5 protein-coding genes and 1 pseudogene are annotated in these 23,890 nt (G+C 59.4%); all 6 read left to right on the forward strand.

What is annotated here, in order from left to right:
- The first annotated feature begins 3 nt into the window (after window positions 1–3).
- A complete protein-coding gene (locus AR456_RS09380; RefSeq protein ID WP_156405780.1) occupies window positions 4–5,931 on the forward strand; it encodes a YadA-like family protein in 5,928 nt (1,975 codons plus the stop codon).
- A 255-nt stretch (window positions 5,932–6,186) separates the two neighbouring features.
- The gene (locus tag AR456_RS09385; protein ID WP_021816953.1) at window positions 6,187–7,017 is read left to right on the forward strand and encodes an OmpA family protein; all 831 of its coding nucleotides are present in this window, start codon (window positions 6,187–6,189) and stop codon (window positions 7,015–7,017) included.
- A gap of 218 nt (window positions 7,018–7,235) precedes the next feature.
- Window positions 7,236–7,379 carry a hypothetical protein gene (locus tag AR456_RS21260; RefSeq protein WP_021816954.1) on the forward strand — a complete coding sequence of 48 codons (144 nt, stop codon included), beginning with the start codon at window positions 7,236–7,238 and terminating at the stop codon, window positions 7,377–7,379.
- Between the two features lie 1,248 nt (window positions 7,380–8,627).
- The gene (locus AR456_RS21470; RefSeq protein ID WP_021816956.1) at window positions 8,628–8,849 is read left to right on the forward strand and encodes a transposase; all 222 of its coding nucleotides are present in this window, start codon (window positions 8,628–8,630) and stop codon (window positions 8,847–8,849) included.
- 1,028 nt (window positions 8,850–9,877) lie between these two features.
- Window positions 9,878–9,994: pseudogene (locus AR456_RS21810) on the forward strand (ESPR-type extended signal peptide-containing protein); the annotation flags it as partial.
- A gap of 216 nt (window positions 9,995–10,210) precedes the next feature.
- Entirely contained in the window at window positions 10,211–23,881 is a 13,671-nt protein-coding gene (locus AR456_RS21725) for a YadA-like family protein (protein ID WP_269465165.1), read from the forward strand.
- The last annotated feature ends 9 nt before the right edge of the window (window positions 23,882–23,890 follow it).

The following is a 23,890-nucleotide window of genomic DNA, read 5'->3' on the forward strand; positions in this document are numbered from 1 at the left end:
AATGTGGCCACGGGTTTCACGGCAGGCCGGAACGTTACCGGCAACGCCAATACCGCGTACGGTCGTATGGCCGGCCAGAACGTGGAAGGTTCCGAGAACCTGGCTTTCGGCACGGCTGCTGGGCGTAACGTGACAGGCTCGGACAACGTCGGGATCGGTCAAAATGCTGGGGAGGGCGTGGACGGCATCAACAACCTTGCAATCGGCCATGAGACTGGACGATCGGTAACCGGGAGTCAGAACGTTGGCTTGGGGATTAGCGCTGGTGCCGGGGTTACTGGTTTCAATAACGTGGGTGTCGGGGCGCTTGCGGGTGGGTCCTCCGAAGGTGATTACAATGTCGGGGTTGGTGAGAGGGCCGGTCGGATTGTGACTGGCGACAGCAATGCGGCTTTAGGCCATTTTGCGGGTAATCGAGTAACCGGTAGCGACAATGTAGCCATTGGACACTATGCGGGCACCCAGGTGCATGTCGACCCGGCGCTTCGGGTTGAGGCTGACCGTACGGTATCCATCGGTAACAGGGCCGTAGCCATGGCCGACGATGCCATCGCGATTGGTTCGGGCGCGCAGGCCAACGGGTTGCAGGCCATCAGCATTGGTACCGGCAACCAGGTGGATGGCGATAACTCCGGTGCGATCGGCGACCCGACCACGATCACCGGGTCCGGCTCCTATTCGCTGGGCAACGACAACACCATTGCTGCCGATAACGCTGGCACCTTCGGTAATGACAACGTCCTCGGCGCTGATGCCGATGGCAGCCGTATCATCGGTAATGGCAACGATGTCGATGTAGCGGATGCCTTCGTGATCGGTAATGGCGCGGATGTCACCGTGGCTGAGGGCGTGGCGCTGGGCAACGGTTCGATTGCCGATACCGGTGCGGGCGTTGCGGGTTATAACCCGGCCACGGGTGCCGCCGATGGCCTGGATGCGGGCATTGCCGCGACCCAGAGTACTACCGGGGCGCTGGCGGTGGGCGATGCCGGTGGCGGGGTGTTCCGTCAGATCACAGGAGTCGCGGCGGGTACCGAAGACAGTGATGCGGTCAATGTGGCGCAGTTGAAAGGTGTGGAGGATCTCGCCACTACCCCGCTGACTTTCGCGGGTGACAGCGGCAGCAACGTCGATCGTCAGCTTGGTGAGACCCTCAACGTCACTGGCGGTGCCGCGGGCACGTTGACCAGTGGCAATATCGGCGTGGTTGGTGATGGCACCGACACCCTCGAACTGCAACTCGCAGAAGACCTCGATCTCGGTGCCAACGGCAGTGTCACCGCGGGCGACAGCCTGCTCGATACCAATGGCCTGACGGTGGACGATGGCGCGGGCAACGTGGCCACGACCACGGCCACCGGCAGCACGGTAACTGACGGTACTACCATCACGGCGATGACGGCGGGAGGCCTGACCAGCGGCAATATCAACCTGGACGGCACCAGCGATGAGATCACCGGCCTGTCCAACACCACACTCACCGATCCCAGCTTCGCGATGGAAGGCCGAGCAGCCACCGAGGAGCAGTTGGACCTGGTCAACCAGACCGCCAACACCGGCTGGAACCTGACTGCCGAGGGCGCCGATGGCACCAATGTGGCGCCGGGCGACACAGTGGATCTGAGCAACAGCGACGGCAACCTGGTGATCGCCAAGAACGCCACCGATGGTGCTGAGGAAGATGTGATCTTCGATCTGGCCGACGACATCACGGTGGATAGCGTCACCGCGGGCGACAGCCTGCTCGATACCAACGGCCTGACGGTGGACGATGGCGCGGGCAATGTGGCCTCCACTACGGCCACCGGTACCACGGTAACCGACGGCACCACCACCACGGCGATGACGGCGGGAGGCGTGACCAGCGGCAATATCAATCTGGACGGCACCAGCGACGAGATCACCGGCCTGTCCAACACCACACTCACCGATCCCGGCTTCGCGACGGAAGGCCGAGCAGCCACCGAGGAGCAGTTGGACCTGGTCAACCAGACCGCCAACACCGGCTGGAACCTGACCGCCGAGGGCGCCGATGGCACCAATGTGGCGCCGGGCAACACGGTGGACTTGAGCAATACCGACGGCAACCTGGTGATTGCCAAGAACGCCACCGATGGTGCTGAGGAAGACGTGACCTTCGATCTCGCTGACGATGTCACGATCGGCAACAGCCTGACCATCAACAACGGCCCGACGCTCAATGACAACGGCATCGACATGGGGGGTGACAGGATCACCAATGTCGGCGGGCCAACGAATGGAGGCGATGCAGTCAATCTCGACTACTTCAACGAGAACAAGGCTCACTACTACAGCGTCAATGACGGTGGCGTGATCGGTGGCAACTATGACAACGACGGTGCTACCGGTGTGAACGCCATGGCCGGTGGGGTAGGTAGCCTGGCTTCGGCCGATGGTGCCATGGCATTGGGCTTCGGTGCCGACGCCCGCGTTCTCGATAGCGTGGCGCTGGGGAGTGGTTCGGTCTCCAGTCGAGCCGTAGCTCCCGCTTCGGGTAGTATTCCGGCGGGGAGTGCCAACATCACCTACAACACCACCGACAAGACACTGCTGGGAGCGGTCTCGGTTGGTTATGACGACGCCTACCGTCAGATCACCAATGTGGCGGATGGCACTCAGGAACACGACGCGGTGACAGTGCGGCAGTTGCAGGGTGCGATCGGCTCGGTGATCGATACGGGGATCATGTACTTCCATGCCAACTCGGCCCAACCGGATTCCATCGCGGCTGGTCCGGAGAGTATCGCGGTGGGGCCCGCGACGGTTGTCAACGGCGATGCCGGTATTGGCATGGGGAACGGTGCGATTGTGGAAATGACGGCGCCGGGCGGCACTGCCATCGGAGATGGCGCGCATGTGATGCTGGCCGACGGGATGGCACTGGGCACCTCTTCGCTGGCAGAGGCAGAGCAAGGTGTGGCACTCGGTGCGGGCGCGACGGTCAGCCACGATCAGAGCGTGGCGCTGGGCAGCAACTCGGTGACTGCCGAGCCAGTAGCCACTGCGGGCACGACCATTGCCAGCAGCAACTATGACTTTGCCGGTACTGCACCGCAAAGCACGGTGAGCGTGGGTGATGTGGGCAATGAACGTACCATCACCAATGTGGCGGCGGGACGACTCTCGGCGAGCAGCACTGATGCCATCAACGGCAGTCAGTTGTTCGCTACCAACCAGGCGGTGGAGAACGCTAGCCAGGGCTGGAATCTGACCGCCGAGGGCGCCGATGGCACCAATGTGGCGCCGGGCGACACAGTGGATCTGAGCAATACCGACGGCAACCTGGTGATCGCCAAGAACGCCGCCGATGGTGCCGAGGAAAGCGTGACCTTCGCTCTGTCGGACGATGTGACGATCGGCAACAGCCTGACCATCAACAACGGCCCGACGCTCAATGACAACGGCATCGACATGGGCGGTGACACCATCACCAATGTCGGCGCGCCGGTAAATGAAGGCGATGCGGTCAACAAGCAGTATGTCGATGGCGCGGGTGATGCGTTGGTTGCCGAGGGCATGAACTTCTCGGGTAACGACGGCGATACCATCCATCGTGACCTGGGCCAGACTCTGGCCGTGACCGGCGAGGCGAGTGCCGATGGCACCTTCAGTGGCACCAACCTGAAGACGGTGACCGATCCGGCTACTGGTGCCATCCAACTGCAGATGACGGATGCGCCGCAGTTCGGCAATGTGACCATCAACGACGGCGACACCGGCAGGATTACCGGCGTCACGGCGGGCACTGAGGACAACGATGCGGTCAACGTCAGTCAGCTCAACGACGTCAGCGACGTGGCCAACACCGGCTGGAACCTGACCGCCGAGGGCGCCGATGGCACCAATGTGGCGCCGGGCGACACAGTGGATCTGAGCAACAGCGATGGCAACCTGGTGATCGCCAAGAACGCCACCGATGGTGCCGAGGAAAGCGTGACCTTCGCTCTGTCGGACGATGTGACGATCGACAACAGCCTGACCATCAACAACGGCCCGACGCTCAATGACAACGGCATCGACATGGGCGGTGACACCATCACCAATGTTGGCGCGCCGGTAAATGAAGGCGATGCGGTCAACAAACAGTATGTCGATGGGGCTGGTGATGCGTTGATTGCCGAGGGCATGAACTTCTCGGGTAACGACGGCGATACCATCCATCGTGACCTGGGCCAGACTCTGGCAGTGACCGGCGAGGCGAGTGCCGATGGCACCTTCAGTGGCACCAACCTGAAGACGGTGACCGATCCGGCTACTGGTGCCATCCAGCTGCAGATGGCGGATGCGCCGCAGTTCGGCGATGTGACCATCAACGACGGTGGCAGCGGCAAGATATCTGGGGTTGCTGATGGTGATATCAATGAAGACAGCACCGATGTGGTGAATGGCAGTCAGCTTTGGGAAACCCAGCAAGCCCTGGAAGGGGAGCAGGTGCACTACTACAGCGTCAACGACGGCGGCACTCAAGGTGGCAACTACGCCAACGACGGTGCGACAGGCGTGAATGCCATTGCCGCGGGGGTGGATGCTACAGCCACGGCTGATGGTGCCATCGCCATTGGCGCTGGTGCCACAGCCAGCGAAGCCGGCAGTGTAGCGCTCGGCGCTGCATCAACAACTGATGCAGTTGTCGGAACCGCCGGTACTACTATCGGTGGTCAGACTTACACCTTTGCGGGCGCTGCACCGCTCGGTACTCTCAGCGTGGGGTCCGTCGGTGCCGAACGCACGATTACTCACGTAGCGGCAGGGCGAATTTCGGCCGACAGCACCGATGCGGTAAATGGCAGTCAGCTGTATGCCACCAATCAGGCAGTGGAGAGCATCGATAACCGAGTGGGGGATGTCGAGGGAGACGTCAGTGTGCTTGGTGACCGAGTGACCAATGTCGAGGGTGATGTGAGTAGCATCAGCAACGACCTTGGGGAGTTGGCCGATCAGGCGGTGAAGTACGATACCAATGACGACGGTAGCGTCAATTATGAATCGGTTACCCTGGCGGGTGGAGAAGGAACCACAATCACTAATCTGGCGGACGGTGAAGTGTCTGAAGGCAGTAGTGACGTGGTCAACGGCAGCCAGCTTTGGGCGGTTCAGAACCAGATCAACAACAGCCTCGCAACAGGTGAGACAAAGTACTTCAAGGCCAACTCTGAAGCAGCGGCTGCGCGTGTTGAGGGTGCCGAGAGCGTGGCGATGGGGCCGGAGAGCGTGGCCGCTGGCGATAACAGCGTGGCAGTTGGCAACGGAGCTCGAGCCGAGAGCGACGGCGGGGTGGCCCTGGGGGCTGGCTCGCAGGCAACTCGCGAAGGGATGAATGGTGCAGAGGAAGCCTTCTCCAACGAATCTGTCGCCTCGACACAGGGTGCGGTTTCAGTGGGTAGTCAAGGCGGTGAGCGCCAGATCACCCATGTGGCGGGTGGTACTGAAGCCACGGATGCGGTCAACGTGCGCCAACTGGAATCGGTGCAGGCAGGCTCGGTGAACTATGATCGCCACTCGGACGGCAGCGTGGATTACAGCTCGGTGACGTTTGGTCAGAAAGGAACACCGACGCAGATCCACAACGTTGCGCCTGGCACCGCGCCGACTGATGCGGCTAACGTGGGACAGCTGCAGGAGCTGAACCAGCAGTTCAACCATCAGATCGGTGGGCTCAGCAACCGCATCGATGAGGTTGAGCGCAATGCGAACGCCGGTATTGCGGGTGTCGCCGCCATGGGCGATGCACCCTATGTACCAGGTAAGCTGACGTACCATGTTGGAGGTGGCTATCACGGTGGTGAGAGTGCAGTAGGTCTCAATTTCCGTCGTACCGCAGATAACGGACGCTGGAGCTTGACGGCAGGAGCCGCCGGCTCTCGAGCGGGTGCCACGATAGGTATTGGAGTGTCGGGGGTTATCGATTAAGCCAGTCTCTCGTTTACATGGCCTTTGAATCCCGGTGCTCTGTATGTACCGCGTGTCGAATCAACGACGTTAGCGTGAATTACAGCTCGGTGACGCTAGGGCAGGAAGGGACGACGAGTTCACAACGTGACCCCTGGCACGGCCCGACCGATGCGGCCAAAGTGGGGCAACTGCAGGAGCTGAACCAGCAGTTCAACAGGTAACTTCGGCGCCGGTGCTGGTGCGGGTTTCCACTGGTAATCGAGGAGGGGGAGCATGGAACTGGGAACACGTCACGGCATGATACTGGCTTTGGGGGCCGTTGGTTTGTTGACTCTGGGGCTGCAGGGATGTGCCATGGGCACGGAATCGCCGGTACAGACGGCGAATGAGCAGGCATCATCGATGTCCGAAGCACAGAACGATGTCACCTTCCCGGAGCCGGGAGATGCATGGATGGAAGAGGGGACCTACGTCAATATCGAGAATCTGCGCAAGATGCAGGTTGGGCTATCCAAGGACCAACTCTATGATCTGCTTGGGCGCCCGCACTTTTCCGAGGGACTGTTCGGTGTGCGTGAGTGGAACTATATCTTCCAGTTGCCCACGAGCAATGGGGGCTACATGACCTGCCAGTATCAGGTGCAATTCGATGCTGACATGCTGGCCGAGAGCATGCATTGGCGTGAGTCGAGCTGTGCCGCCTTGCTTGAGCTTCAAGAGAGCGAGCCGACTCGAATGACACTATCTGCCGATACGCTTTTTGATTTCGATAGCGCCCAGTTATCGCATGAAGGGCAGCAGCGGGTAGCCGATCTGGCCGGGCGTATTCGTGACGACTTCGTCGAGCCCAGCGTCATGGTCGTAGGCCACACGGACCGATTGGGCAGCGATGCTTATAATCAGGCATTGTCTGAGCGGCGCGCTGCCACGGTCCGTTCAGCCCTGGTCAGTAGTGGAATCGCACCAATGACAATGCAGAGTCGCGGTGTCGGTGAACGTCAGCCGGTGAAGCATTGTGACGGCGATCGGGGCACGCCAGGACTGAAGGCTTGTTTACAACCCAATCGTCGTGTCGATATTGAGGTGAGTGGCGAGAAACGCTGAACTATTTCGATCATTCCCGTGGGGGGCTGGCCGGGTTTCAGGTCTTCCCATGGGGTGGTGATTGCGAGCCTGACGTCATTTCAGCAGAATGGAAGATATCCAGCCGAGTTGATCTTCATACGGTGAGTGGATTTGGCTCCAGCCATCAACGTTATCCAGGATGTACAAGGTGCTGCTCTGTTGCATCCTGGCGATGATCTCCACCTGATGGTTTGGGTATGACCCTGCTCAACGCCACGGCCATTTTCTCGGAAGAAGACGAGGTTGTTCCGGGCCGTAACGATATTCTTCCCGGCGGCTTTGAGCCATTTGGTAGTCTTGGTATTATTCTTATTGAGGCCCATTCCCTCCGGGTAGAATAGGGATCGGCATCTTCGCATTGCCTGTCAGGTATCGTTCAACGAGTGCCATGCTCGTATCCAGCTATGGACAAGAGAACGTTGGGACCAACAAGACTAACCGCGATTCATTTTCAATAGATGGTTATTCCCTCTTTTCTGGTCGGCAGGCTGTCTTGAGTGGTGTTCTGTGAAGAGCTTTCCTGCTGCGACTCCATGCCTGGCGTTGTGCTCGTACTGTCAGTGAATATGTTGAGTCGCTGGTGAGTCATGACACACATCACACTGGCATCATTTGTGAATGATGGGGCAGTTGGTGTCACCGTATAAGTTCACAGTATTCAAGGTTTTAAAGGTACAAAGTCTGGGATGAGCTGTGTCAGTATAGCCTAGAGATTTCACCTTCAAGGCATGCCGTGGCCTGTGCTTTTGTCGAAGCGATACACAATCGAGATTGATACACCGTTTGAGATCATAGGGCGTCTGAAAAGCAGCCTGTCAAAAGTAATGGGCTGCAAGAGAAAAGTATCGAGTATTCTATTGTGTTTTTCATTTTAGTTTTCTCTTAAGTTTCGCTATTTACCGAAATATCGGATGACATCCTTTTACCAGAAAGGCACATCAAGGCACATATAGAGTGTTATGTAAGCCGATTGTCATTCAGCTTTTCGTTGAAGTTTTTTCATAGCCAGAGTGTTTGCATCCAATCCATGGGGTCTCTCGTTTTTGTCATTCCGAGGCCACTATTCTATAGATATTTTCAATTCATAATGCCTTCAATGGCCGGGTATCTCTGTACCTTGACAAAAGGTTCAGGGACGCTCTGGATACCCCAGCCTCAAGCATGATTTCAGCATCGACAGCGGGATGGCACGTGGGTCAGATCAGTTTTGCGGATGCCGGAGTATCGCCACAGGAAGCGCAAGACCTGAGGTGAGCAATTCCTGGAGAAACTGGATGCGCTGATCCCATAGACTCGCCTCGAGAAGCAGATTGCCGGATTCTACCCCAGGGGAAGGAACAGGCGTCCTCCTTACCCCTTGGCGCATGCATCGTGTGCACTGTGTGCAGCTGTTCTACAACCGCGATTCTACGAGATCGAGTTCATGCGCCATTTTGCCGAGCTACGGTTGGAGCGCATTTCCGATGAAACCACGACCCCGAATTTTCGCCACTTGCTTGAGCAGCATGACCTGGGTTGACAGATATTTACGTTGATAAATCAACATCCGGCCAGCCAGGGCCTGATGCTGAAGGAAGGCACCATCGTTGATGTCACTACCCTCTCAGCTCCGAGTTCTAGCTGAAAACGATCAGGAAAACGTGATCCCGGACATGCATCAGACCTACAAGGAAAATCAGTGGTGTTTCGGTATAAAGCTGCACATTGGCGTGGATGATCAACTGGAGCTTATTCACTCAATCGATACGACGGCAGCGAATCAACACGATATTGCGAGCGCTGACAAGTTGTTGCATAGCAAGGATGCATAGTAAGAAGCGCCTGGTCAGCTGGCGAATTGCCATGCGCTCCGGAAAATGAAGAACCCTGCCGGAGGACTACAGTGTTGAGCACCGGCTTGAGCGACTCAAGGCGCAAGTGATGTCCTGGGCTAGCATCCGTTCTAGATAATAAAATAGCGTTTGGCTACACGATGGTGCACTACGGGGGACTGTACAAGAATACCCAGCGACTCTATCTGCTTGCAGGATTCAGCAACCTGCTGATAAGCCAACATTTGAGGTCAGCGTAGGACAAGTCAGTGCATGCTCTGCTTTTTCTGCAGAAGGTGCACTGAAATGGCGGTGGTTTACATGGAGTTCAGCTCGTTTCTGCATAAATAGGTTCTTGAATCACTCAGGACAGCCGCTTACCCAGAGGTAAGCGTGTTGTTCAGGCCATCCTTGAAAAAATTTGACCTTGCGCAGTCAGTACGCTAGGTTTGCTAGCTATTGTAACAAAGTGTTACCAATGTGATGGTTTGTGTTACATGTCATGGTTGCGAAGGATTTTTCTATTCAGCTAAAAGAGCAGTAGCTAATAGAGAGAACTGTATCATAAATGAGAATAAAACCACGAGCCTGGGTGGTGTTTTAACTTTTTTTGGAGTGGTGGGTTTATTAAAGATTTATTGTTTATGATTTTCTTTAAGATGGCTTTCTTCAAGGCGGCTTTGTGAGAGAAGTCGCGGTTATGATTCTGGAGTATTGTTTTCTATAAGTGATATTGAATAAAGTAAATGTGCGCTAATTATAATTTAAATAAATTTCATCCTTTCCTGGGTTACAGGGAGCAGGACTGTTCAGTCCTGAAGTCTATCGTTGCTTTCCGGTGAGCCAAGCGTCAGAGGTAATGTTATGAAGCAATTGGGAAAATTTTCTGGAATTGAACAGCGGGGCGTTTTGTCATTGCCTCGGCACAGTATGAATCATGAGTTTAAGCATCCTCTGATAACCCCCCCAGCAAAGGCAGCAATGCGGGGTGTTGATGCCTCCCTCTGGCTGCGCCGTGGAGTTGAAGCATGAATAACGTATTTCAATTGATCTGGAACAGCTCACTGGGCCGGTTTGTAGTGGCATCAGAGATCGCGCGAGTGCGCAGAAAATCAGCTATGCGTAGGGGTGTTTTAGGGGCGCTTGCTGCGACGAGGAATATTGCTGCCAGTTCTTCTGAAAGGTTTTTCACTTTCTCGGCGTTGGCGTCAGTACTGATTTTTCTGGGACTGTCTGCTGCGCAGCCAAGCTTTGCCTCCAAGTATGCCGTGCTGAATGGTTCTGGAGATGGCGTGAGGGTCGGCGATGGTACTGTTGCCAACGACGTTGGCCTTACCACTCTGTATTGGAATAATCCTAATGTGATCGGACTTGGATTGCCTATCGACTATTCCAATGACTTGACTATATTCGGCGCGGTGGCTATTGGCACTAATGCCGAAGCAAGGTCCAGAGCGTCTGTGGTTATTGGTGCCGGCTCGATAGCTGAGTCCTCACAGACTAATCACGGTGTTTCGACGGTGCTTGGTGCCTATTCCTATGCGGGAAGCAATAACAATGTGGTGCTTGGCAATCGAGGGGTGGCGACCGGCTGGGCCGCTATGGCAGTGGGGCGTGAGTCGGCGTCGCTTGGAAACAATGCTATCGCATTCGGCAATGTATCATCTGCGTTAGGTAATGGCTCGGTGGCTATGGGTCAGTCTTCGCTGGCGTCAGGTGCGCGAGCCATTGCAATTGGTTCAGCTGATACGTCCCGGGATCATACAACGGATAGTACCCAGGCACTAGGTATCGACTCGTTGGCCTTTGGTACTCGGTCGGTAGCCAGTCAGCAGGATGCAGTGGCATTTGGCCGCGATGCCGCAGCGTCAGGCATCCAATCGGTAGCAATCGGCACGACCGCCGAAGCTTCCGCCAATCAGGCCGTGGCAATCGGTAATGCCACGCAGGCGGCCTTCGAGGGTACTGCTATCGGTGGGCAGGCTACATCCACAGGAGAGAGCTCGGTCGCCATCGGTGTACTTTCCGATGCTCAAGGCAACAATTCCCTGGCGGTTGGTGGTCAGGCTGTTGCGGCAGGAATCGACAGTCTTGCCCTGGGGCGTGAGGCTTTCACGAGTGCAACTGCAACGAGCGGCATAGCAATCGGCAGTAATGCCGAAGCATCTGCTGAAAATGCTTTTGCCGCAGGTTCCGGCAGCCAGGCATCCGGTCCAAACTCCCTGGCTCTGGGCACCGGCGCCGTCGCCAGCGGCGAACAGTCCATCTCCATCGGTACCGGTAATACCGTGTCCGGAAATGGCTCTGGTGCGATCGGCGATCCGACCACGATCACCGGGGATGGCTCCTATTCGCTGGGCAACGACAACACCATTGCTGCCGATAATGCCGGTACTTTCGGGAATGACAACGTCCTCGACGCTGATGCCGATGGCAGCCGTATCATCGGTAATGGCAACGATGTCGATGTAGCGGATGCCTTCGTGATCGGTAATGGCGCGGATGTCACCGTGGCTGAGGGCGTGGCGCTGGGCAACGGTTCGATTGCCGATACCAGTGCGGGCGTTGCGGGTTATAACCCGGCCACGGGTGCCGCCGATGGCCTGGATGCGGGCATTGCCGCGACCCAGAGTACTACCGGGGCGCTGGCGGTGGGCGATGCCGGTGGCGGGGTGTTCCGTCAGATCACAGGAGTCGCGGCGGGAACCGAAGACAGTGACGCGGTCAATGTGGCGCAGTTGAAAGGTGTGGAGGATCTCGCCACTACCCCGCTGACTTTCGCGGGTGACAGCGGCAGCAACGTCGATCGTCAGCTTGGTGAGACCCTCAACGTCACTGGCGGTGCCGCGGGCACGTTGACCAGTGGCAATATCGGCGTGGTTGGTGATGGCACCGACACCCTCGAGCTGCAACTTGCCGAAGATATCGACCTTGGCACCAATGGCAGTGTTACTGCGGGCGACAGTCTGCTCGATACCGATGGCCTGACAGTAACCGACGGCACCACCACCACGGCGATGACGGCGGGTGGCGTGACCAGCGGCAATATCAACCTGGACGGCACCAGCAACGAGATCACCGGCCTGTCCAACACCACGCTCACCGATCCCAGCTTCGCGACGGAAGGCCGAGCGGCCACCGAGGAGCAGTTGGATCTGGTCAACCAGACCGCCAACACCGGCTGGAACCTGACCGCCGAGGGCGCCGATGGCACCAATGTGGCGCCGGGCGACACAGTGGATCTGAGCAACAGCGACGGCAACCTGGTGATCGCCAAGAACGCCACCGATGGTGCTCAGGAAGACGTGACCTTCGATCTGGCCGACGATGTGACGATCGGCAACAGTCTGACCATCAACAACGGCCCGACGATCAATGACAACGGCATCGACATGGGTGGTGACAAGATCACCAATGTCGGCGGGCCAACGAATGGGGGCGATGCAGTCAATCTCGACTACTTCAACGAGAACAAGGCTCACTACTACAGCGTCAATGATGGCGGCACCCAGGGCGGCAACTACGCCAACGATGGCGCCACTGGCATCAATGCGATTGCCTCGGGTGTGGATGCGTCGGCAACGGCGGATGGTGCCATCGCGATGGGCAGTGGTGCCGAAGCGTCCGCGCTTCGTGACGTCATGATCGGTGATGGTGCGGGTGACAATGCTGGCATCGGTGGTCGAGACAACATTGCTATCGGCGGATTTGCGGGCCAAGGGCGTGGAGATAGCGGCAGCTTCAATGTGGCCACCGGATTCATGGCAGGCCAGAACGTTACCGGCAACGGCAATGCCGCATACGGCCGTTCGGCGGGCCAGAACGTGGAAGGTAACAATAATCTCGCCCTTGGCACGGGTGCTGGACGTGGTACCGATCCCTCGCTTCGGCTAGAGGCTGACCGCACGGTATCCATTGGTAACGGGGCGCAGGCCTCGGCTGACGACGCCATCGCGATTGGCTCGGGCGCGCAGGCCAATGGTTTGCAGGCCATCAGCATTGGGACCGGGAACCAGGTGGATGGCGACAACTCCGGTGCGATCGGCGACCCGACCACGATCACCGGGAATGGCTCCTATTCGCTGGGCAACGACAACACCATTGCTGTCGATAATGCCGGTACTTTCGGGAATGACAACGTCCTCGACGCTGATGCCGATGGCAGCCGTATCATCGGTAATGGCAACGATGTCGATGTAGCGGATGCCTTCGTGATCGGTAATGGCGCGGATGTCACCGTGGCTGAGGGCGTGGCGCTGGGCAACGGTTCGATTGCCGATACCAGTGCGGGCGTTGCGGGTTATAACCCGGCCACGGGTGCCGCCGATGGCCTGGATGCGGGCATTGCCGCGACCCAGAGTACTACCGGGGCGCTGGCGGTGGGCGATGCCGGTGGCGGGGTGTTCCGTCAGATCACAGGAGTCGCGGCGGGAACCGAAGACAGTGACGCGGTCAATGTGGCGCAGTTGAAAGGTGTGGAGGATCTCGCCACTACCCCGCTGACTTTCGCGGGTGACAGCGGCAGCAACGTCGATCGTCAGCTTGGTGAGACCCTCAACGTCACTGGCGGTGCCGCGGGCACGTTGACCAGTGGCAATATCGGCGTGGTTGGTGATGGCACCGACACCCTCGAGCTGCAACTTGCCGAAGATATCGACCTTGGCACCAATGGCAGTGTTACTGCGGGCGACAGTCTGCTCGATACCGATGGCCTGACAGTAACCGACGGCACCACCACCACGGCGATGACGGCGGGTGGCGTGACCAGCGGCAATATCAACCTGGACGGCACCAGCAACGAGATCACCGGCCTGTCCAACACCACGCTCACCGATCCCAGCTTCGCGACGGAAGGCCGAGCGGCCACCGAGGAGCAGTTGGATCTGGTCAACCAGACCGCCAACACCGGCTGGAACCTGACCGCCGAGGGCGCCGATGGCACCAATGTGGCGCCGGGCGACACAGTGGATCTGAGCAACAGCGACGGCAACCTGGTGATCGCCAAGAACGCCACCGATGGTGCTCAGGAAGACGTGACCTTCGATCTGGCCGACGATGTGACGATCGGCAACAGTCTGACCATCAACAACGGCCCGACGATCAATGACAACGGCATCGACATGGGTGGTGACAAGATCACCAATGTCGGCGGGCCAACGAATGGGGGCGATGCAGTCAATCTCGACTACTTCAACGAGAACAAGGCTCACTACTATAGCGTCAATGATGGCGGTACCCAGGGAGGGAACTACGCCAACGATGGCGCCACCGGCATCAATGCCTTGGCGGCAGGCGTGGATGCAGAAGCTTCGGGGGAAAATAGTACGTCTGTGGGCTATGACAATAGCGTTGCTAGCACTGACAGTTCGGCCATCGGCCTGAGAAATACGGTTTCGGGAAGTTACCCGCTATCACCGCTCGTTCCAACTGAGAAAAACACTGTCGTAGGTGTTGATAATACGATTACCAACAGCACCAGAACCACGACGTTCGGTGGTGGAAATACCATTACCGGTTCAATATATATATCTTCCATCGGTGCCAACAATACGGTGGACGGCGGTACAGCTGTCGGGATTTATGGCATCGATAATGAGGTAACCAGCGGGTCGTTTGGGGTCAGTATCATGGGCGGTCAGAACGAGGTAGTGGGTTCCAGCAACTCGTTCATTGTCGGTAGAAGTAATACCGTTTCTGGCTCATCGGGTGACCTGGGGATCTTTGGTGCTGGCAACCAGGTGATCGCGAGCGACTCCCTCAGTGTCGTTGGCGATAACAACACGTTGGATACCGTTGGTGCCAATGGTCCTTCAGGGGTTCATGGCTCGGGTAACACGGCGACGGGCGCTTCCAGCTTCCGTTCGATAGGCAACGACAACAGTATCGGAGCGGATGGCGCCATGATTCTGGGTAATGCCACCTCGGTCAGCGCAGCGAACGGTGTGGCACTGGGGAGTGGTGCCAGCGTTAGTGCTGTCGATAGCGTGGCACTCGGTTCTGGTTCGGTAGCCGATGGCAGCACCTTGGGTAGTGCTGGGTATCAACCGTTTGATGCGGCGGGTAACCCGATTGCGGTGGCTGCGCCGACGGCTGCCAGTGAGATTTCCGTGGGGGATGCCGGTAGCGAGCGCCGTATTACCAATGTGGCCGCCGGCGCGGAAGACACTGATGCCGTTAACATCAGCCAGCTCCAGGCCGTTGAGCAATTGGCCAACACCGGCTGGAATCTGACCGCCGAGGGCGCCGATGGCACCAATGTGGCGCCGGGTGACACAGTGGATCTGAGCAACAGCGACGGCAACCTGGTGATCGCCAAGAACGCCACCGATGGTGCTGAGGAAGAGGTGACCTTCGATCTGGCCGATGACATCACGGTGGATAGCGTCACCGCAGGCGATAGCCTGCTCGATACCAACGGCCTGACGGTGGACGATGGCGCGGGCAATGTGGCGAGCACCACGGCCACCGGCACCACGGTCACCGACGGTACCACCACCACGGCGATGATGGCGGGAGGCCTGACCAGCGGCAATATCAACCTGGACGGCACCAGCGACGAGATCACCGGCCTGTCCAACACCGACTTGAGCGCCGGCGACTTCGCCACTGCGGGTCGTGCGGCCACCGAGGAGCAGTTGGATCTGGTCAACCAGACCGCCAACACCGGCTGGAACCTGACCGCCGAGGGCGCCGATGGCACCAATGTGGCGCCGGGCGACACGGTGGACTTGAGCAACAGCGACGGCAACCTGGTGATCGCCAAGAACGCCACCGATGGTGCTGAGGAAGAGGTGACCTTCGATCTGGCCGACGACATCACGGTGGATAGCGTCACCGCAGGCGATAGCCTGCTCGATACCAACGGCCTGACGGTGGACGATGGCGCGGGCAATGTGGCGAGCACCACGGCCACCGGCACCACGGTCACCGACGGTACCACCACCACGGCGATGATGGCGGGTGGCGTGACCAGCGGCAATATCAACCTGGACGGCACCAGCAACGAGATCACCGGCCTGTCCAACACTACGCTGACTGATCCCAGCTTCGCGACGGAAGGTCGTGCGGCCACCGAGGAGCAGCTGGATCTGGTCAACCAGACCGCCAACACCGGCTGGAACCTGACCGCCGAGGGCGCCGATGGCACCAATGTGGCGCCGGGCGACACAGTGGATCTGAGCAATACCGACGGCAACCTGGTGATCGCCAAGAACGCCACCGATGGTGCTGAGGAAGACGTGACCTTCGATCTGGCCGACGACATCACGGTGGATAGCGTCACCGCGGGCGACAGCCTGCTCGATACCAACGGCCTGACGGTGGACGATGGCACGGGCAATGTGGCGAGCACCACGGCCACCGGCACCACGGTCACCGACGGTACCACCACCACGGCGATGACGGCGGGAGGTCTGACCAGCGGCAATATCAACCTGGATGGCACCAGCAACGAGATCACCGGCCTGTCCAACACCACGCTCACCGATCCCGGCTTCGCGACGGAAGGTCGTGCGGCCACCGAGGAACAGTTGGATCTGGCCAATCAGAACCTGACCGATCAGGGGCTGAACTTCTCCGGCGACAGCGGTACCGATGTGCACCGCGATCTGGGGCAGACGCTTAACCTGAATGGCGGTGCGGATGCCAGCGGCAACACCAATATCCGCACGGTGGCCAATGGCACGGATGGGCTCGCGATCGTGATGACTGATCAGCCGACCTTCGGCGATGTGACGGTCAATACCGGTGGTGGTGGCACCATCAACGAGCTGAGCAACCTGACCTTCGACCCGGATAGCTTCACCTCCGGCCAGGCGGCCACCGAGGATCAGCTGGCCGCGGTCAGCGAGGTGGCCAACACCGGCTGGAACCTGACCGCCGAGGGCACCGATGGCACCAATGTGGCGCCGGGCGACACAGTGGATCTGAGCAATACCGACGGCAACCTGGTGATCGCCAAGAACGCCACCGATGGTGCTGAGGAAGAGGTGACCTTCGATCTGGCCGACGACATCACGGTGGATAGCGTCACCGCGGGCGACAGCCTGCTCGATACCAACGGCCTGACGGTGGACGATGGCACGGGCAATGTGGCGAGCACCACGGCCACCGGCACCACGGTCACCGACGGTACCACCACCACGGCGATGATGGCGGGTGGCGTGACCAGCGGCAATATCAATCTGGACGGCACCAGCGACGAGATCACCGGCCTGTCCAACACCACACTCACCGATCCCAGCTTCGCGACGGAAGGCCGAGCAGCCACCGAGGAGCAGTTGGATCTGGTCAATCAGAACCTGACCGATCAGGGGCTGAACTTCTCCGGCGACAGCGGTACCGATGTGCACCGCGATCTGGGGCAGACGCTTAACCTGAATGGCGGTGCGGATGCCAGCGGCAACACCAATATCAGCACGGTGGCCAATGGCACGGATGGGCTCGCGATCGTGATGACCGATCAGCCGACCTTCGGCGATGTGACGGTCAATACCGGGGGTGGCGGCACCATCAACGAGCTGAGCAACCTGACCTTCGACCCGGATAGCTTCACCTCCGGGCAGGCGGCCACCGAGGATCAGCTGGCCGCGGTCAGCGACGTGGCCAACACCGGTTGGAACCTGACCGCCGAGGGCGCCGATGGCACCAATGTGGCGCCGGGCGACACGGTGGATCTGAGCAACAGCGACGGCAACCTGGTGATCGCCAAGAACGCCACCGATGGTGCTGAGGAAGAGGTGACCTTCGATCTGGCTGACGACGTAACGATCAGCAACAGCCTGACCGTCGAGGGTGATACCACGGTCAATGGTGACACCATCGTCAATGGCGACACCTTCCTGGGCGACAACTTCTCGGTGGTCAACAACGAGGCGTACTACGACGGCCCGATCACCGACGAGACCCACATCGTCAACAAGCAGTATGTCGACGATCAAGGCGATGCCAGCGCGGGTGGAGGCTTTGGCCTGGCCGATGCCAGTGATGTCGAGGTCAAGGAGGACCTGGGCCAGACCATCAAGGTCTACGATCCGAATGGTGATATCACCACGACAGCGGACAACGCCAACGGCGAACTGCAGCTTGGCCTGTCCAGTGACCTGAGCGTAGGAGGGCCGGGTGCCGACGGCGCCGACGGTGAAGATGGCTACATCGGCATCGATGGCGCGGATGGCGAGACGGGGGTTGGCATCGACGGTTCGGACGGCTCCATCGGCCTGAGAGGGCCGGCCGGTACCGAGGGCCAGACGCCAGAATTGACCCTGCGTCCGACCATCGAGCCGGGCGATGTGGTGGCCGATGACACCGACGTGACGCGTTTGAGCTATGAAGATGGCGACGGCAACAACCACACCGTGGCGACGCTGGAGAATGATGGCCTGCGTTTCTCGGGCAACGACAACACCGGTACGGCTAACGGCCAGTACCTCACGCGTAATCTGAACGAGGAGCTGCCGATTATCGGTGGTGCACAGACGACGGGCGATTACTCCTCGGACAACATCAAGACGGTGGCGACCGAAGCGGGCGGCATCGAGGTGCGACTGGCCGATTCGCCGCAGTTCGGTAATGTGACCATCAACGACGGCGACACCGGCAGGATCACCGGCATCACGGCGGGCACTGAGGACAGCGATGCGGTCAATGTCAGCCAGCTCAACGACGTCAGCGAGGTGGCCAACACCGGCTGGAACCTGACCGCCGAGGGCGCCGATGGCACCAATGTGGCGCCGGGCGACACGGTGGATCTGAGCAACAGCGACGGCAACCTGGTGATCGCCAAGAATGCCACCGATGATGCTGAGGAAGAGGTGACCTTTGATCTCGCTGACGACGTAACGATCGGCAACAGCCTGACCGTCGAGGGTGATACCACGGTCAATGGTGACACCATCGTCAATGGCGACACCTTCCTGGGCGATAACTTCTCGGTGGTCAACAACGAGGCGTACTACGACGGCCCGATCACCGAAGAGACTCACATCGTCAACAAACAGTATGTCGACGATCAAGGCGATGCCAGCGCGGGTGGAGGCTTTGGGCTGGCCGATGCCAGTGATGTCGAGGTCAAGGAGGACCTGGGCCAGACCATCAAGATCTACGATCCGAATGGTGACATCACCACGACAGCGGACAACGCCAACGGCGAACTGCAGCTCGGCCTGTCCAGTGACCTGAGCGTAGGGGGACCGGGTGCCGACGGCGCCGACGGTGAAGATGGCTACATCGGCATCGATGGCGCGGATGGCGAGACGGGGGTTGGCATCGACGGTTCGGACGGCTCCATCGGCCTGAGAGGGCCGGCCGGCGCCGACGGCCAGACGCCAGAATTGACCCTGCGTCCGACCATCGAGCCGGGGGATGTGGTGGCCGATGACACCGACGTGACGCGTTTGAGCTATGAAGATGGCGACGGCAACAACCACACCGTGGCGACGCTGGAGAATGATGGCCTGCGTTTCTCGGGCAACGACAACACCGGTACGGCTAACGGCCAGTACCTCACGCGTAACCTGAACGAGGAGCTGCCGATTGTCGGCGGTGCACAGACGGCGGGCAATTACTCCTCGGACAACATCAATACGGTGGCGACCGAAGCGGGCGGCATCGAGGTGCAACTGGCCGATTCGCCGAAGTTCGGCAATGTGACCATCAACGACGGCGACACCGGCAGGATTACCGGCGTCACGGCGGGCACTGAGGACAACGATGCGGTCAACGTCAGTCAGCTCAACGACGTCAGCGAGGTGGCCAACACCGGCTGGAACCTGACTGCCGAGGGCGCCGATGGCACCAATGTGGCGCCGGGCAACACGGTGGACTTGAGCAACAGCGACGGCAACCTGGTGATCGCCAAGAATGCCACCGATGGTGCTGAGGAAGAGGTGACCTTCGATCTGGCTGACGACGTAACGATCGGCAACAGCCTGACCGTCGAGGGTGATACCACGGTCAATGGTGACACCATCGTCAATGGCGACACCTTCCTGGGCGATAACTTCTCGGTGGTCAACAACGAGGCGTACTACGACGGCCCGATCACCGACGAGACCCACATCGTCAACAAGCAGTATGTCGACGATCAAGGCGATGCCAGCGCGGGTGGAGGCTTTGGCCTGGCCGATGCCTCTGATGTCGAGGTCAAGGAGGACCTGGGCCAGACCATCAAGATCTACGATCCGAATGGTGACATCACCACGACAGCGGACAACGCCAACGGCGAACTGCAGCTCGGCCTGTCCAGTGACCTGAGCGTAGGGGGACCGGGTGCCGACGGCGCCGACGGTGAAGATGGCTACATCGGCATCGATGGCGCGGATGGCGAGACGGGGGTTGGCATCGACGGTTCGGACGGCTCCATCGGCCTGAGAGGGCCGGCCGGCGCCGACGGCCAGACGCCAGAATTGACCCTGCGTCCGACCATCGAGCCGGGGGATGTGGTGGCCGATGACACCGACGTGACGCGTTTGAGCTATGAAGATGGCGACGGCAACAACCACACCGTGGCGACGCTGGAGAATGATGGCCTGCGTTTCTCGGGCAACGACAACACCGGTACGGCTAACGGCCAGTACCTCACGCGTAATCTGAACGAGGAGCTGCCGATTGTCGGTGGTGCACAGACGACGGGCGATTACTCCTCGGACAACATCAAGACGGTGGCGACCGAAGCGGGCGGCATCGAGGTGCAACTGGCCGATTCGCCGCAGTTCGGCAATGTGACCATCAACGACGGCGACACCGGCAGGATTACCGGCGTCACGGCGGGCACTGAGGACAACGATGCGGTCAACGTCAGTCAGCTCAACGACGTCAGCGAGGTGGCCAACACCGGCTGGAACCTGACTGCCGAGGGCGCCGATGGCACCAATGTGGCGCCGGGCAACACGGTGGACTTGAGCAATACCGACGGCAACCTGGTGATCGCCAAGAACGCCACCGATGGTGCTGAGGAAGAGGTGACCTTTGATCTCGCTGACGACGTAACGATCGGCAACAGCCTGACCGTCGAGGGTGATACCACGGTCAATGGTGACACCATCGTCAATGGCGACACCTTCCTGGGCGACAACTTCTCGGTGGTCAACAACGAGGCGTACTACGACGGCCCGATCACCGAAGAGACCCACATCGTCAACAAGCAGTATGTCGACGATCAAGGCGATGCCAGCGCGGGTGGAGGCTTTGGCCTGGCCGATGCCAGTGATGTCGAGGTCAAGGAGGACCTGGGCCAGACCATCAAGGTCTACGATCCGAATGGTGATATCACCACGACAGCGGACAACGCCAACGGCGAACTGCAGCTTGGCCTGTCCAGTGACCTGAGCGTAGGAGGGCCGGGTGCCGACGGCGCCGACGGTGAAGATGGCTACATCGGCATCGATGGCGCGGATGGCGAGACGGGGGTTGGCATCGACGGTTCGGACGGCTCCATCGGCCTGAGGGGGCCGGCCGGCGCCGACGGCCAGACGTCAGAATTGACCCTGCGTCCGACCATCGAGCCGGGCGATGTGGTGGCCGATGACACCGACGTGACGCGTTTGAGCTATGAAGATGGCGACGGCAACAACCACACCGTGGCGACGCTGGAGAATGATGGCCTGCGTTTCTCGGGCAACGACAACACCGGTACGGCTAACGGCCAGTACCTCACGCGTAATCTGAACGAGGAGCTGCCGATTATCGGTGGTGCACAGACGACGGGCGATTACTCCTCGGACAACATCAAGACGGTGGCGACCGAAGCAGGCGGCATCGAGGTGCAACTGGCCGATTCGCCGAAGTTCGGCGGCGTGACCATCAACGACGGCGACACCGGCAGGATCACCGGCGTCACGGCGGGCACTGAGGACAACGATGCGGTCAACGTCAGTCAGCTCAACGACGTCAGCGAGGTGGCCAACACCGGCTGGGAGCTGAGAGCCGGGAATGGGACGGCCAGCAACGTGGCACCGGGGGGGGAGGTCCATCTGGACAACGATGATGACAACCTGGATATCACCCGAGAGACCAGGGCGGACGGTGTCGAGCGCGTGAACTTCGCTCTGTCGGACAATGTGACGATCGCCAACAGCCTGACCGTCGAGGGTGATACCACGGTCAATGGCGACACCTTCCTGGGCGATAACTTCTCGGTGGTCAACAACGAGGCGTACTACGACGGCCCGATCACCGAAGAGACCCACATCGTCAACAAGCAGTATGTCGATGACGCCGGAAATGATCTGACCACCGCGGGTATGAATTTCTCGGGCAACGAGGGCGATAGCGTCCATCGTGACCTGGGCCAGACTCTGGCAGTGACCGGCGAGGCGAGTGCCGATGGCACCTTCAGTGGCACCAATCTGAAGACGGTGACCGATCCGGACACCGGTGCCATCCAACTGCAGATGGCGGATGCGCCGCAGTTCGGCGATGTGACCATCAACGACGGTGGCAGTGGCAAGATATCTGGGGTCGCTGATGGTGATATCAATGCAGCCAGCACCGATGCGGTGAATGGCAGTCAGCTGTGGGAAGCCCAGCAAGCCCTGGAAGGGGAGCAGGTGCACTACTACAGCGTCAACGACGGCGGCACCCAAAGTGGCAACTACGCCAACGACGGTGCGACAGGCGCGAACGCCATTGCCGCGGGGGTGGATGCTACAGCCACGGCTGATGGTGCCATCGCCATTGGCGCTGGTGCCACAGCCAGCGAAGCCGGCAGTGTAGCGCTCGGCGCTGCATCAACAACTGATGCAGTAGTCGGAACCGCCGGTACTACTATCGGAGGTCAGACTTATACCTTTGCCGGGGCTGCACCGATCGGCACGCTCAGCGTGGGCACCGCCGGTGCCGAACGCACTATTACTCACGTAGCGGCAGGGCGAATTTCGGCCGACAGCACCGATGCGGTAAATGGCAGTCAGCTGTATGCCACCAATCAGGCAGTGGAGAGTATCGATAACCGAGTGGGGGATGTCGAGGGAGACGTCAGTGTGCTTGGTGACCGAGTGACCAATGTCGAGGGTGATGTGAGTAACATCAGCAACGACCTTGGGGAGTTGGCCGATCAGGCGGTGAAGTACGATACCAACGACGACGGTAGCGTCAATTATGAATCGGTTACCCTGGCGGGTGGAGAAGGAACCACAATCACTAATCTGGCGGACGGTGAAGTGTCTGAAGGCAGTAGTGACGTGGTCAACGGCAGCCAGCTTTGGGCGGTTCAGAACCAGATCAACAACAGCCTCACAACAGGCGAGACAAAGTACTTCAAGGCCAACTCTGAAGCAGCGGCTGCGCGTGCTGAGGGTGCCGAGAGCGTGGCGATGGGGCCGGAGAGCGTGGCCGCTGGCGATAACAGCGTGGCAGTTGGCAACGGAGCTCGAGCCGAGAGCGACGGCGGGGTGGCCCTGGGGGCTGGCTCGCAGGCAACTCGCGAAGGGATGAATGGCGCAGAGGAAGCCTTCTCCAACGAATCTGTCGCCTCGACACAGGGTGCGGTTTCAGTGGGTAGTCAAGGCGGTGAGCGCCAGATCACCCATGTGGCGGGTGGTACTGAAGCCACGGATGCGGTCAACGTGCGCCAACTGAAATCGGTGCAGGCAGGCTCGGTGAACTATGATCGCCACTCGGACGGCAGCGTGGATTACAGTTCGGTGACGCTTGGTCAGAAAGGAACACCGACGCAGATCCATAACGTTGCGCCTGGCATCGCGCCGACTGATGCGGCTAACGTGGGACAGCTGCAGGAACTGAATCAGCAGTTCAGTCAGCAGTTCGGTAGTCTCAACAATCGTATCGATGATGTTGAAGACCAGGCCAACGCGGGTACGGCCAGTGCTCTTGCTGCTGCCTCTGTACCGCAAGCTTATCTGCCAGGCAAAAGCATGGTGGCGGCGGGGGCGGGCACCTATAACGGTGAATCAGCAATGGCCGTAGGGGTGTCTCGTCTTTCTGATAACGGACGTTGGGCAGTAAAGCTTAATGCCACAGGTGACACGCAGAGTAACTTTGGTGCCGGTGTCGGTGTGGGTTTCCACTGGTAATCGACTAGA

This window comes from Halomonas huangheensis (assembly GCF_001431725.1).
Lineage (GTDB): Bacteria > Pseudomonadota > Gammaproteobacteria > Pseudomonadales > Halomonadaceae > Halomonas > Halomonas huangheensis.